Origin of the sequence: Streptomyces sp. NBC_01092 (assembly GCF_045039535.1) — a bacterium.
GTDB lineage: Bacteria > Actinomycetota > Actinomycetes > Streptomycetales > Streptomycetaceae > Streptomyces.
The window spans coordinates 4,901,401-4,915,178 of the sequence record NZ_CP108659.1 but is presented as its reverse complement, the minus strand read 5'-3'; the positions used below and the strand labels follow the sequence as shown (position 1 = coordinate 4,915,178).

At 72.2% G+C, this 13,778-nt stretch carries 9 protein-coding genes; 7 read left to right on the top strand and 2 right to left on the bottom strand.

All coding sequences use genetic code 11. The annotated features are described in order from the left end of the window. Nucleotides 1–46: 46 nt before the first annotated feature. Complete coding sequence (gene serC / locus OG254_RS21970) at nucleotides 47–1,165, bottom strand: phosphoserine transaminase (RefSeq protein ID WP_147999941.1); 1,119 nt, start codon at nucleotides 1,163–1,165, stop codon at nucleotides 47–49. Between the two features lie 94 nt (nucleotides 1,166–1,259). Here serC and OG254_RS21965 point away from each other — a divergent pair, with 94 nt between their 5' ends. The 3 genes from OG254_RS21965 to OG254_RS21955 all read left to right on the top strand — a co-directional run bounded on the left by OG254_RS21965 (nucleotide 1,260) and on the right by OG254_RS21955 (nucleotide 6,534). Beyond that, complete coding sequence (locus tag OG254_RS21965; RefSeq protein ID WP_405584339.1) at nucleotides 1,260–4,136, top strand: FAD-binding and (Fe-S)-binding domain-containing protein; 2,877 nt, start codon at nucleotides 1,260–1,262, stop codon at nucleotides 4,134–4,136. 174 nt (nucleotides 4,137–4,310) lie between these two features. Beyond that, nucleotides 4,311–5,435, top strand: coding sequence for a lipid II:glycine glycyltransferase FemX (locus OG254_RS21960; RefSeq protein ID WP_405584336.1), 1,125 nt, complete (start codon nucleotides 4,311–4,313; stop codon nucleotides 5,433–5,435). Nucleotides 5,436–5,580: 145 nt separating this feature from the next. Then, on the top strand, nucleotides 5,581–6,534 hold the full coding sequence (locus OG254_RS21955; RefSeq protein WP_405584333.1) for an EamA family transporter: 954 nt from the start codon (nucleotides 5,581–5,583) through the stop codon (nucleotides 6,532–6,534). Nucleotides 6,535–6,592: 58 nt separating this feature from the next. Here the strand turns inward: OG254_RS21955 and OG254_RS21950 are convergent, their stop codons facing one another. Beyond that, nucleotides 6,593–7,567 (bottom strand): hypothetical protein, encoded by a 975-nt coding sequence (locus tag OG254_RS21950; RefSeq protein ID WP_405584331.1) that lies wholly within the window; start codon nucleotides 7,565–7,567, stop codon nucleotides 6,593–6,595. Nucleotides 7,568–7,835: 268 nt separating this feature from the next. Between OG254_RS21950 and OG254_RS21945 the strand changes: the two genes are divergently transcribed. From OG254_RS21945 to OG254_RS21930, 4 genes are read left to right on the top strand one after another with little or no spacing between them, the layout of a single operon-like run. Further along, nucleotides 7,836–8,630 carry a TIGR03084 family metal-binding protein gene (locus OG254_RS21945; protein WP_405584328.1) on the top strand — a complete coding sequence of 265 codons (795 nt, stop codon included), beginning with the start codon at nucleotides 7,836–7,838 and terminating at the stop codon, nucleotides 8,628–8,630. Then, on the top strand, nucleotides 8,627–10,330 hold the full coding sequence (locus tag OG254_RS21940; protein WP_405584326.1) for an acyclic terpene utilization AtuA family protein: 1,704 nt from the start codon (nucleotides 8,627–8,629) through the stop codon (nucleotides 10,328–10,330). Before OG254_RS21945 ends, OG254_RS21940 begins: the two co-directional genes overlap by 4 nt. Next, entirely contained in the window at nucleotides 10,327–11,925 is a 1,599-nt protein-coding gene (locus OG254_RS21935) for an acyl-CoA carboxylase subunit beta (RefSeq protein WP_405584323.1), read from the top strand. Before OG254_RS21940 ends, OG254_RS21935 begins: the two co-directional genes overlap by 4 nt. A gap of 5 nt (nucleotides 11,926–11,930) precedes the next feature. Next, nucleotides 11,931–13,772 carry an acetyl/propionyl/methylcrotonyl-CoA carboxylase subunit alpha gene (locus tag OG254_RS21930; protein ID WP_405584320.1) on the top strand — a complete coding sequence of 614 codons (1,842 nt, stop codon included), beginning with the start codon at nucleotides 11,931–11,933 and terminating at the stop codon, nucleotides 13,770–13,772. Nucleotides 13,773–13,778: the final 6 nt, after the last annotated feature.

The following is a 13,778-nucleotide window of genomic DNA, read 5'->3' as shown; positions in this document are numbered from 1 at the left end:
CCGCGGTGGTCCGCCGGGCGCCCTTCGTGTGTTGCGGGAGGAGCCGCTACAGCTTCTCGATGACGTAGTCCACGCACTTCGTCAGCGCCTCGACGTCCGCCGGGTCGATTGCCGGGAACATCGCGACGCGGAGCTGGTTGCGGCCGAGCTTGCGGTAGGGCTCGGTGTCGACGATGCCGTTGGCGCGCAGGACCTTGGCGACCGCCGCGGCGTCGATCTCGTCCGTGAAGTCGATCGTGCCGATGACCGCCGAGCGCTTGGCCGGGTCGGTGACGAACGGGTTGGCGTACTTGATGTCCTCGGCCCAGCCGTACAGCGTGCGGGCGGAAGTGGCCGTGCGGCGGACCGCCCAGTCGAGGCCGCCCTGGCCGTTGATCCACTCCAGCTGCTGGTTCAGCAGGAAGAGGGTGGCCAGCGCCGGGGTGTTGTACGTCTGGTTCTTGCGGGAGTTGTCGATCGCCGTGGGGAGGCTGAAGAACTCCGGGACGTGGCGGCCGGACGCGTGGATGCGCTCGGCGCGCTCGATCGCGGCTGGGGAGAAGACGCCGATCCACAGGCCGCCGTCGGAGGCGAAGGACTTCTGCGGGGCGAAGTAGTAGACGTCCGTCTCCGACACGTCGACCGGGAGGCCGCCGGCGCCCGAGGTGGCGTCGACCAGGACCAGCGCGCCCTCGTCGGCGCCCGCCACCCGCTTGATCGGCATGGCGACACCGGTGGAGGTCTCGTTGTGGGTGAAGGCGTAGACGTCGACGCCCGCCTCGGCGACCGCCTCCGGGTGCGTGCCCGGGTCGGCGGAGATGACGTCGGGCTCGGCGAGCCACGGGGCGAGCTTGGCGGCCTTGGCGAACTTGGAGCTGAACTCGCCGAAGGTGAGGTGCTGCGACCTGTTCTCGATCAGGCCGTGCGTCGCGACGTCCCAGAACGCGGTGGAGCCGCCGTTGCCGAGGACGACCTCGTAGCCGTCGGGCAGCTGGAACAGCTCGCGGATGCCCTCGCGCACCTGACCGACCAGGTTCTTGACCGGGGCCTGGCGGTGGGAGGTGCCCATGAGGGAGGTACCGGTCGCGGCCAGCGCGTCCAGCGCTTCCGTCCGCACCTTGGAGGGGCCCGCGCCGAAACGTCCGTCGGCGGGCTTGATGTCAGCGGGAATCTGGATCTCAGCCACGGGGGGAGCGTAGCTGTTTCGGGAAACCTGGGCGAAACGTCGTCCGTCGGATGAGACGCCGTCTCGGCGGGCGTCGGGCTGATTGAGTGGACGTATGTCGGAACTTGAGGCGGAGCTGCGCAGGGTCGTCCGGGGCGAGGTCGGGTTCGATGTCACCTCTCGGGCATTGACCACCATGGACGCGTCCAACTACCGGCGCGTCCCATTGGGTGTGGTCGCACCACATGACGCCGACGACGTCGCCGCCGTACTGGAGGTGTGTCGGGACCACATGGTGCCGGTGGTGGCGCGTGGGGGCGGTACCTCCATCGCCGGACAGGCCACCGGCACCGGCGTCGTCCTGGACTTCACCCGCCACATGAACCGGCTCGTGTCCCTGGACCCGGACACCCGCACCGCCGTCGTCCAGCCCGGCCTCGTCCTGGACCGCCTCCAGGACGCCGCCGCCCCGCACGGGCTCCGCTTCGGGCCCGACCCCTCCACCCACAGCCGCTGCACACTCGGCGGAATGATCGGCAACAACTCCTGCGGCTCGCACTCGGTGGCCTGGGGGACGACCGCCGACAGCGTGCGGGAACTGGACGTGGTCACGGCACGCGGGGAGCGGCTGCGGCTCGGGCAGGGGTGGGCCGGCGCGCCGCAGGGGCTGCGGGAGCTGGTGGAGGGGGAGTTGGCCCGGCTGCGGACCGGATATCCCGAACTGCCCCGCTGCATCTCCGGGTACGCGCTCGACGCGCTGCTGCCGGAGAAGGGCGCCGACGTCGCCCGTTCCTTCTGCGGCAGCGAGGGCACCCTCGGCATCCTCACCGAGGCGGTCGTACGCCTCGTCGAGGCGCCACGCGCGCGTGCGCTCGCAATCCTGGCCTACGCCGACGAGAGCGCGGCCGCGGAGGCGGCGGCCGGGCTGCTCGCGCATGGGCCGCTGACCGTGGAGGGCATGGCGGCGGACCTGGTGCCGCAGTCGGCGTCGGCCGTGCTGCCGAGCGGCGGGGCCTGGCTGTTCGTGGAGACGGGCGGCGATTCGCAGGGCGAGGCACGCGCGCGTGCGGAGGCGATCGTGCGGGCCGCCGATGTCGTCGGCTCGCTGGTCGTCACCGACCCGGGCGGGCAGCGGGCCCTGTGGCGCATCCGGGAGGACGCCAGCGGGACGGCGACCCGGATGCCGGACGGCTCCGAGGCCTGGCCCGGCTGGGAGGACTGCGCGGTGCCGCCGCAGCGGCTCGGGGCGTATCTGCGCGACTTCCGGGCGCTGCTGGCCGCGCACGGGTTGCGCGGGACGCCGTACGGGCACTTCGGGGACGGCTGCATCCACGTCCGGATCGACTTCGACCTGCTGACGGAGGCGGGCGTCGGCCGCTTCCGGCGCTTCTCGGAGGAGCTCGCCGAGGTCGTCGTGGCGCACGGGGGCTCGCTGTCCGGGGAGCACGGGGACGGGCAGGCACGGGCCGAACTGCTGCCGAAGATGTACGGCGCCCCCATGGTGGCCCTGTTCGAGCGGGCCAAGGGGGTGTGGGACCCCGACGACCTGCTCAACCCGGGAATGCTGGTGCGCCCGGCCCCGCTCGACTCCAACCTCCGCTTCTCCGTGCTGCCAAGGAAGCCGGTCGACGTGGCCTTCGGCTACCCGGCCGACGGCGGCGACTTCTCTGCGGCCGTACGGCGCTGCGTCGGGGTCGCCAAGTGCCGTACGACATCGGTGGCGGGCTCGGCCGTCATGTGCCCGTCCTTCCGGGCGACCGGTGCGGAGGAGCACTCCACGCGCGGGCGTGCCCGGCTGCTGCACGAGATGCTCGCCGGGGAACTGGTCACCGACGGGTGGCGGTCGGCCGAGGTGCGCGACGCACTGGACCTGTGCCTGGCCTGCAAGGGGTGCCGCTCCGACTGTCCGGTCGAGGTCGACATGGCCACGTACAAGGCGGAGTTCCTGCACCACCACTACGCGGGCCGCAGGCGCCCGGCCGCGCACCACAGCATGGGCCGGCTGCCGCAGTGGCTGCGCCTGGTGGCACGCACGCGTACCGCGTCGGTCGTCAACGCCCTTGCCACCGTACGGCCCTTGGCGTGGATGGCGAAACGGCTCGGCGGGATCGCGCCGGAGCGGGAGATCCCGCGGCTGGCGGCGCGGACGTTCAGCCGGTGGTGGGAGCGGCGGGAGAAGACCCCCGTCGCCCCGGGCGCCGACCTGGTCATCCTGTGGCCGGACACCTTCACCGAGCACCTCTCGCCGTCCGTGGGGCAGGCCGCCGTACGCGTGCTGGAGGCGGCCGGGCTGCGGGTGGCGCTGCCGCCGACGCTGCGTCTGCGGACGCCTTCGGGGAGCGAGGGGGTGACCGTCGCGCTGGATCCGGTGTCCCTCCTCCGGGGCCGGGAGCGCGTCTGCTGCGGGCTGACGTACGTCTCGACGGGGCAGCTCGACCGTGCCCGCGCGGTGCTGCTGCGCACGCTCGACCTGATGGAGCCGGTGCTGGAGACGGCCGCCCCGGTCGTCGTCCTGGAGCCGAGCTGTGCCGCCGCCCTGCGCTCGGACCTGCCGGAGCTGATGCACGACGATCCGCGGGCCCGCCGGCTGGCCGACCGGGTCCTGACCTTCGCCGAGGCGCTGGAGCGGCTCGCCCCCGACTGGACGCCGCCGCGCGTCGAACGTCCGGCGGTCGGGCAGACCCACTGCCATCAGCACGCGGTACTCGGCGACGCGCCCGACCGGCGGCTGCGCGAGGCCGCGGGGCTGTCCGGGGAGCTGAGCGGCGGCTGCTGCGGTCTCGCGGGCAACTTCGGGTTCGAGAAGGGGCACTTCGAGGTGTCGGTGGCGTGCGCGCAGGAGCAGGTGCTGCCGGCGGTGCGGGGAGCGCAGGAGGGGGCCGTGGTGCTGGCGGACGGGTTCTCCTGCCGGACGCAGCTGGAACAGCTGGCGGGGGTGCGGGGGCGGCATCTGGCGGAGGTGCTGGCGGAACGGTTGGAGGAGCAGCGGTGACCTGCGGTGGCGGGTGCTTCTCGGATGGGGGCGGCTACTCTCGGTGGGCTGCCGTCCTGGGCTGAAAGCGGGAGCGCGTCCGCAGACGGGCGCCCCCGCCCGCGCTTCGCGCGCCCGGGGCGCAGGACGCTGCATACGCTGGCGGGACACAGCCGTCCACAAGGAGCCCCGCACATGGCCCTCCGCGTCCAGTCCATCTCCCGCGACGAACATCTCGCGTTCGTCGCGGCCCGCCCGTCCGCGAGCCATATGCAGGTCCCGTCCTGGGGAGATGTGAAGCCGGACTGGCGGGCGGAGAGCCTGGGGTGGTTCGACGAGGAGGGGCGGCAGGTGGGGGCCGGGCTCGTGCTCTACCGCCCGCTTCCGAAGCTGAAGAAGTACCTCGCCTACCTCCCCGAGGGCCCGCTGGTCGACTGGTACGCCCCCGACCTGTGCGAGCGCTGGCTCGAACCGCTGCTCGCCCACCTCAAGCGGCAGGGCGCCTTCTCGGTCAAGATGGGCCCGCCCGTCGTCGTACGCCGCTGGAGTCCCGACGCGGTGAAGGCGGCCATCGCCGACCCGGCCGCCCGGCGGCTGCGGGACGCGGAGGCGACGTCGTACGAAGCGGGCGCCCAGGACATCGCCGAGCGGCTGCGCCGGTCCGGCTGGCGGCAGACCGAGCCGGGCGGCGAGGACGGCTTCGCCGCCGGTCAGCCGCGCTACGTCTGCCAGGTGCCGTTCGCCGGTCGGACGCTGGACGACATCAACCGCGGCCTCAACCAGCAGTGGCGGCGCAACATCAAGAAGGCCGAGAAGGCCGGCGTGAAGGTCGTGCAGGGCGGCTACGACGACCTGCCCGTCTTCTACGACCTCTACGCCGAGACCGCCGAGCGCGACCGTTTCATCCCGCGCCCGCTGCCCTACTTCCAGCGCATGTGGACCGCCCTCACCGCCGAGCACCCCGACCGTATGCGGCTCTACCTCGCCCACCACGACGGTGACACCCTCGCCGCCGCCACGATGCTGACCGTCGGCGACCACGTCTGGTACTCCTACGGCGCCTCCACCAGCCGCAAGCGCGAGGTCCAGCCCAACAACGCCATGCAGTGGCGGATGATGGCCGACGCCCATGAACTCGGCGCCGCCGTCTACGACTTCCGCGGCATCACCGACACCCTGGAGGAGTCCAACCACCTGCTGGGCCTGCTCCGCTTCAAGGTGGGCGCCGGCGGCGAGGCGGTCGAGTACCTGGGGGAGTGGGACTTCCCGCTCAACCGGATGCTGCACAAGGCGCTGGATCTGTACATGGCGCGGCAGTAGACGCCGGGACCTGCCGCTCACAGGGCCCGTCCGTCCACACTCTGGGACAGTGGCATAACAGGTTCACACACCTGACGAGGTCCACTACCCTGGACTCGGAAGTGCAGTGCGATGAACAAACCCGAGCCGAGCCCCTGGAACGCCCGTGAGCACCCCTGACGCCGCCACCACGCCCTCACCGACCCGCGCCCGGGCCGTCCCCGCGCCGGCGACCGGCGCCCCGGGCCGCTGGGGCTCGCTCGGTCCCGTGGGTCTGGTACTGGCCGGCGGGATCTCGGTGCAGTTCGGCGGTGCCCTCGCGGTGAGCCTGATGCCGCGGGCCGGTGCGCTCGGCGTGGTGGCGCTGCGGCTGCTGGTGGCGGCGGTCGTCCTGCTCGTGGTCTGCCGCCCCCGGCTGCGCGGCCACTCCCGCACCGACTGGGGCACGGTCGTCGCCTTCGGCATCACCATGGCCGCGATGAACGGCCTCTTCTACCAGTCGGTCGCCCGCATCCCCCTGGGCCCCGCGGTCACCCTGGAAGTCCTCGGCCCGCTCGCCCTCTCCGTCCTGACGTCGCGCCGTGCCGTCAACTTCGTCTGGGCCGGACTCGCCCTCGGCGGCGTCTTCCTCCTCGGCGGCGGAGGCTTCGACAGTCTCGACCCCATAGGTGTCGCCTTTGCCCTGGCGGCCGGTGCCATGTGGGCGGCATACATACTCTTCAGCGCCCGTACGGGCCGCCGCTTCCCCCAGGCCGACGGGCTCGCCCTCGCGATGGCGGTGGGGGCCGTACTGTTCCTGCCCCTGGGCATCGCCGAATCGGGCGCGAAGCTCACCGACCCGGTGACCATCGGGCTGGGCGCGGCCGTGGCGATCCTCTCCTCGGTCCTGCCCTACACCCTCGAACTCCTCGCCCTGCGCCGCCTGCCCGCGCCGACCTTCGCCATCCTGATGAGCCTGGAACCGGCCGTCGCAGCCACCGCCGGCTTCCTCATCCTCGACCAGGCCCTGTCCGCCCTCCAGGCCCTGGCCATCGCCCTGGTCATCGGAGCGAGCATGGGCGCGGTGCGGACACAGGTGGGGCGGGGCCGGGCGAAGGCCGTCCAGCCCGAGAACGGCTAGGGGCAGGCCCTAGGCGTCTTCCCGGGCCGTTACGCCCGAGCCGGCGGTCACTTCCGGATCACGCCGACGGTGCGGGCCCCGGCGTCCCCTCGCGCATCAGCAGATCCCGGACGACCAGGCCGTGCCGGGAGCGCAGCCGGCTCAGTTCCCACAGCCCCACCGCGGTCACCGAGACCGGGGCGCCCAGCATCAACAGGATCCTGACCGGGGTCGGCACGCCCGCGTAGGCGCCCGTGAAAAGGTCGATCAGGGCCAGCTCCCACACCAGCGTCATGGCCAGCAATGGCGGCATCGTCTCGTGGATGTCGGCGGTCCGGAAGACGTGGACGAGCGCCAGGCCGACGCCCCAGACGATGAAAGGCACCACCCATACGAAGATGACCACGCAGACGATGACCGTCACGGCGGTCATCGCCGGGTTGGTCGCGAAACGGCCCTCCACGAAGCCGGTGAGTACGACCACCGGGAACACGAACACCGCGCCGATCAGCGCCACGATGGCGCCGAAGGGCTTGGCGGCCCGGCGCAGCAACTCCCGCCGGGCTGTGGCCGGAACCAGGGAGAGCAGGATGCCCACGGCGACCGGGAACGTCACGGACAGCACCAGGACACTGGTCCAGGACTGGTCGGCACGCTTGTCGACGGCGTCCCCGATGGAGTCCGCGATCTTGTAGGTGATCGACATCCACACCACCGCGGCCAGACCCACCCAGGTGCGGATCCTCTGCATCTGGGCCACCACGGGGTCCTCGACGATGCCCGGCCTGGACGGCTTGAACACCCTGCGCGCGACGTGGATGGGGCCGAACCTCTGCCATAGCCGCGTGAAGAACCCGGGCGCCGGCGGCGGGCCCGGGTACGGGGGCTGGGGGTGGGGCGGATAGGGCTGCGGTGTGTAGGGGTGGGGGACGTGGGGCGGATGGCCCGCGCCGGGCGGGGCGGGCGGGGGCGGGTACGGCCCGGGCTGCGGCGGATACGGCTGCCGGACGTGCGGGTCGTGGGGCGGCTGCCCGCCTGGGTTCCAGTTGCTCACCCGAGTGTCTCCCCCGATGTGTGATCGATCCATGTGTGATCGATGCGTTGCCTGAAGCAACAGACGCGACGGACGAGTGTATTGAGCGCACGCCACAGCGACACCCTTCCCACTGTGAACACTTCCCAAGTGGTGTGCGCAGATATGGCGTGCTGGTCGTGCGGGTCCCCTCCTCGCCCAATTAATGCAAGCACGCTTGCTTGTTTTCGTTCCCGCTGCCATGCTCCTCACCACGCCGCACACCGCCGTGCCCCGAGGGGAGCGCATCGTGTCCGATCCGACGCCCGTGTTCGACGATCTGCGCGAGGAGGGCGAGGAACTCGACCGGCTCGTGGCCGAGTCGAGCCCCGAGCAGTGGGCGCTCGCCACTCCGGCGCCCGGCTGGAGCGTCGCCCACCAGATCGCGCACCTCGCCTGGACGGACCACTCGGCACTGCTGGCGGTGACCGACGTGAAGGCGTTCCACGAGCTGGTGGAGGAGGCGCTGAAGTCGCCGGGTTCCTTCGTCGACGAGGGTGCCGAGGAGGGGGCCGCGCTGCCGCCCGCCGAACTGCTGGCGCGGTGGCGGGAGGGGAGGGCCGCCCTGCACGCGGCGTTGCGGGCGTCCCCGCCCGGCGCCAGGTTCCCGTGGTACGGCCCGCCCATGTCCGCCGCCTCCATGGGGACGGCCCGGCTCATGGAGACCTGGGCCCACGGTCTGGACATCGCCGACGCGCTCGGTGTGGTGCGCACACCCACCGACCGGCTCAGGAATGTGGTGTGGATCGGGGTGCGCACCCGTGACTTCGCCTTCGGCGTGCACGGGCTCCCGGCACCGCTCGACGACTTCCGCATCGAACTCGTCGCACCCTCCGGCGAGTTGTGGACCTACGGCCCCGAGGACGCCCCGCAGCGCGTCACCGGCCCGGCGCTCGACTTCTGCCTCCTGGTCACCCAGCGCGCCCACCGGGCCGACCTCGCCCTGCGCGCCGAAGGCCCCGACGCCGACCGCTGGTTCGACATCGCCCAGGTCTTCGCGGGCCCACCCGGTGAGGGCCGCGGGCCGAAGGGGGCGGCGCGATGACGCACGCTCCCCGCCCGCTGCGGATCGGCAACGCCTCCGGCTTCTACGGCGACCGCTTCGACGCCATGCGCGAGATGCTCACCGGCGGCGAACTGGACGTCCTCACCGGCGACTACCTCGCCGAGCTGACCATGCTGATCCTTGCCCGGGACCGACTGAAGGACCCCGGCGCGGGATACGCCCGCACCTTCCTGCGGCAACTGGAGGAGTGCCTGGCGCTCGCGCACGAGCGGGGCGTCAGGATCGTCGCCAACGCGGGCGGGCTCAATCCGGCCGGACTCGCCGACGCCGTACGGAAGTTGGCGGACCGGCTCGGCATCCCCGTACGCGTCGCCCATGTCGAGGGCGACGATCTCAAGGACCGGTATCCGGGCAGCCTCGCCACGCACGCCTACCTCGGCGGCTTCGGGATCGCCGCCTGTCTGCGGGAGGGCGCCGACGTCGTCGTCACCGGGCGGGTGACCGACGCGGCGCTGGTCACCGGCCCCGCCGCCGCCCACTTCGGCTGGGCGCCCGGCGACCACGACCGGCTCGCGGGCGCCGTGGTCGCCGGACATGTGCTGGAGTGCGGGGCGCAGGCGACCGGCGGCAACTACGCCTTCTTCCACGAGTCCCGGCAGAACGGCCGCGACCTGCGCCGCCCCGGCTTCCCGCTCGCCGAGCTGCACGAGGACGGCAGCTGCGTCCTCACCAAGCACCCCGGCACCGGCGGCTTCGTCGACGTCGGCACGGTCACGGCACAGCTGCTGTACGAGACGGCGGGCGCACGCTACGCCGGGCCGGACGTCACCGCCCGCCTGGACACCGTGCGGCTCAGCCAGGACGGACCGGATCGCGTCCGTATCGAGGGCGTCCGGGGCGAGGCACCGCCCCCGACCCTCAAGGTCGGCGTCAACCGCCTCGGCGGCTTCCGGAACGAGGTCGCCTTCGTGCTCACCGGCCTCGACATCGAGGCCAAGGCGGCCCTGGTGCGCGAGCAGATGACCGACGCGCTCGCCAAGTCGCCGCCCGCCGAGGTCCGCTGGGACCTGGTGCGCACCGACCGGCCCGACGCCCCGAGCGAGGAGACGGCGAGCGCCCTGCTGCGGCTCGTCGTGCGCGACCGGAATCAGGAGGCCGTCGGGCGCGGGCTCAGCGGGGCCGCGGTGGAGCTGGCGCTCGCCAGCTACCCCGGCTTCCATGTGCTCGCGCCACCCGGGAAGGGCTCGCCCTATGGGGTCTTCGAGGATGTGTACGTCCCCCATGGTGCCGTCGACCATGTGGCCGTCCTCCACGACGGACGCCGGGTTGCTGTGCCGCCGGCCCAGGACACCGTCGTACTCGACGACGTACCGGAGCCGCCGCTGCCGCAGCCGCTGTCGTCCGGGCCCACCGAACGGGCCCCTCTCGGCCTCGTCGCGGGTGCCCGCAGCGGGGACAAGGGCGGCAATGCCAACGTCGGCGTCTGGGTGCGGTCGGACGACGCCTGGCGCTGGCTCGCGCACGAGCTCACGGCCGACCGGTTCCGGGAGCTGATCCCCGAGAGCCGCGAGCTGAAGGTCACCCGGCACGCCCTGCCCAACCTCCGCGCCCTCAACTTCGTCGTCGAAGGCATCCTCGGCGAGGGCGTCGCCGCCCAGCACCGCTTCGACCCGCAGGCCAAGGCCCTCGGCGAATGGCTGCGCTCCCGCCACCTGGACATCCCGGAGATCCTGCTGTGACCGTCCTGCCGTCCGCCCTGGACACCACCGGCTCCGACTACCGGGCGAGCCGCGACACCATGCTCGCCAAGCTCGCCGAACTCGGCACCGAGCACGCCAAGGCCCTCGCGGGCGGCGGGGAGAAGTACGTCGCACGGCACCGGGGGCGCGGCAAGCTGCTCGTCCGCGAGCGCATCGAGCTGCTCCTCGACCCCGACACGCCGTTCCTGGAACTGTCCCCGCTGGCCGCATGGGGCAGCGACTACACGGTCGGCGCGTCCCTCGTCACCGGCATCGGGGTCGTCGAGGGCGTGGAGTGTCTGATCACCGCCAACGACCCGACCGTGCGCGGCGGAGCGAGCAACCCCTGGTCGCTGAAGAAGGCCCTGCGCGCCAACGACATCGCGCTGGCCAACCGGCTGCCCGTCGTCAACCTCGTCGAGTCGGGCGGCGCCGACCTGCCGTCGCAGAAGGAGATCTTCATCCCCGGAGGCGCCATCTTCCGGGACCTGACGCGGCTGTCGGCGGCCGGAATCCCCACCGTCGCGGTCGTCTTCGGCAACTCGACGGCCGGCGGCGCCTACGTCCCCGGCATGTCCGACCACGTGATCATGGTCAAGGAGCGCGCCAAGGTGTTCCTCGGCGGTCCGCCCCTGGTGAAGATGGCGACCGGCGAGGAGAGCGACGACGAGTCGCTGGGCGGCGCCGAGATGCACGCGCGCGTGTCGGGCCTCGCCGACTACTTCGCCGTCGACGAACCGGACGCGCTGCGCCAGGCGCGCCGTGTGGTCGCCCGCCTCAACCACCGCAAGGCGTACGGCGATCCGGGCCCGGCGGCGCTGCCCAAGTACGACGCGGACGAGCTGCTGGGGATCGTGCCGGGCGACCTGCGCACCCCCTTCGATCCGCGCGAGGTCATCGCCCGCATCGTCGACGCCTCCGACTTCGACGAGTTCAAGCCGATGTACGGCACCAGCCTGACCACCGGCTGGGCGGCCCTGCACGGCTACCCGATCGGCGTGCTGGCGAACGCCCAGGGGGCCCTGTTCAGCGAGGAGTCCCAGAAGGCGGCCCAGTTCATCCAGCTGGCCAACCAGCGCGACATCCCCCTGCTCTTCCTGCACAACACCACCGGCTACATGGTGGGCAGCCAGTACGAGCAGGGCGGCATCATCAAGCACGGCGCGATGATGATCAACGCGGTCAGCAACAGCCGCGTGCCCCATCTCTCCGTCCTCCTGGGCGCCTCCTACGGCGCCGGCCACTACGGCATGTGCGGCCGCGCCTACGACCCCCGCTTCCTGTTCGCCTGGCCCAGCGCCAAGTCGGCCGTCATGGGCCCCCAGCAACTCGCCGGCGTGCTCTCGATCGTGGCCCGGCAGTCGGCGGCGGCGAAGGGACAGCCGTACGACGAGGAAGGGGACGCCGCGCTGCGCGCCATGGTGGAGCAGCAGATCGAGTCGGAGTCGCTGCCCATGTTCCTGTCGGGGCGGCTGTACGACGACGGCGTCATAGATCCACGCGACACCCGAACCATCCTCGGTATGTGTCTGTCCGCCATCCACACGGCGCCCTACGAGGGCGCGCGCGGTGGCTTCGGCGTCTTCCGGATGTGAGGCGAATGATTACTTCTGTTCTGGTGGCCAACCGGGGCGAGATCGCCTGCCGGATCTTCCGCACCTGTGGTGAGTTGGGAATCCGGACGGTCGCCGTGTACTCGGACGCCGACGCGAACGCCCTGCACACGCGCGTGGCCGACGCGGCGGTACGACTGCCCGGAGCGGCGCCCTCCGCCACGTATCTCGACGGCGACCTGATCGTGAAGGCCGCCATCGCCTCCGGCGCGGACGCCGTGCACCCCGGCTACGGCTTCCTCTCCGAGAACGCCGACTTCGCGCGCGCCGTCCTCGACGCGGGCCTGGTCTGGATCGGCCCGCCGCCGGAGGCCATCGAGGCGATGGCGTCCAAGACGCGCGCGAAGGAACTGATGGGGCTTGCGCCCCTGGGCGAGGTCACCGAAGCCGACCTTCCCGTCCTGGTGAAGGCGGCCGCGGGCGGCGGAGGGCGCGGCATGCGGATCGTGCGCCGTCTTCAGGACCTGAGCGCCGCCCTGGAGAGTGCCCGCTCCGAAGCCGCGAGCGCCTTCGGTGACGGCGAGGTCTTCGTCGAGCCGTACGTCGAGAACGGCCGCCATGTCGAGGTCCAGATCCTCGCCGACACCCACGGCACCGTCTGGCCCCTCGGCACCCGCGACTGCTCCTTGCAGCGCCGCCACCAGAAGGTGATCGAGGAGTCCCCGGCTCCCGGGCTCTCCGAGCAGCTCACCGACGAACTGCTCACGCTGGCCGTACGGGCCGCCCGCGCCGTCGACTACGTCGGCGCCGGCACCGTCGAGTTCCTGGTGGCCGGCGACAAGGCGCACTTCCTGGAGATGAACACCCGCCTCCAGGTGGAACACCCGGTCACGGAGGCGGTCTTCGGCATCGACCTCGTCGCCGAACAACTCCGCGTCGCCGAGGGCCACGCCCTCCCCGACGCCCCGCCACACGCACGTGGCCACGCCGTCGAGGCCCGCCTCTACGCCGAGGACCCGGCCCATGACTGGGCCCCGCAGACGGGCACCCTGCACCGCTTCGCCGTACCCGCCGGCGTCCGCCTGGACACCGGCTTCACCGACGGCGACGAGATCGGCGTCCACTACGACCCGATGCTCGCCAAGCTCGTCGCCCACGCGCCCACCCGCGCGGCGGCGCTCCGCAAACTCGCCGGCGCCCTGGAGCGCTCGACGATCCACGGCCCCCTCACCAACCGGGACCTCCTCGTCCGCTCCCTGCGCCACGAGGAGTTCACGACCGCCCGCATGGACACGGGCTTCTACGACCGCCACCTCACCGACCTCACCGAGCCCGCTCCGGACCCGTACGCCCCCCTGGCCGCGGCCCTCGCCGACGCCCACGGCCGCTCCCGCTTCGGCGGCTTCCGCAACGTGCCGTCTCAGCCGCAGAGCAAGCCTTACGAGACGGCCGGCGAGGGGATCGAGGTCCACTATCGCCACACCCGCGCGGGTCTGGAGGCGGACGGGGTGCGCGTCGTACATGCCGGTGCCGCCCTGGTCGTACTCGAAGTGGACGGCGTACGACGGAACTTCGAGGTCGCCCGGTACGGCGACGAGATCCACGTCAACGCCACCCGCCTCACCGCGCTGCCCCGCTTCCCCGACCCGACGACCCAGCACGCACCGGGCTCCCTCCTGGCCCCCATGCCGGGGACGGTGGTCCGCGTCGCCGACGGCCTGACCGAGGGCACGGCCGTGGAGGCCGGACAGCCCCTGCTGTGGCTGGAGGCGATGAAGATGGAACACAAGATCACAGCACCGGCCACAGGAACGCTGAGCGCGTTGCATGTAGTACCTGGCCAGCAGGTGGCGGTCGGCTCATTGCTGGCGGTGGTGCAAGAAACGTAGGGGCGC

What these genes read in the sequence shown, in the direction of transcription:
- OG254_RS21940 (WP_405584326.1), top strand. Translation starts at nt 8,627, where the DNA reads ATGACGCACGCTCCCCGCCCGCTGCGGATCGGCAACGCCTCCGGCTTC.
- OG254_RS21930 (WP_405584320.1), top strand. Translation starts at nt 11,931, where the DNA reads ATGATTACTTCTGTTCTGGTGGCCAACCGGGGCGAGATCGCCTGCCGG.
- OG254_RS21960 (WP_405584336.1), top strand. Translation starts at nt 4,311, where the DNA reads ATGGCCCTCCGCGTCCAGTCCATCTCCCGCGACGAACATCTCGCGTTC.
- OG254_RS21965 (WP_405584339.1), top strand. Translation starts at nt 1,260, where the DNA reads ATGTCGGAACTTGAGGCGGAGCTGCGCAGGGTCGTCCGGGGCGAGGTC.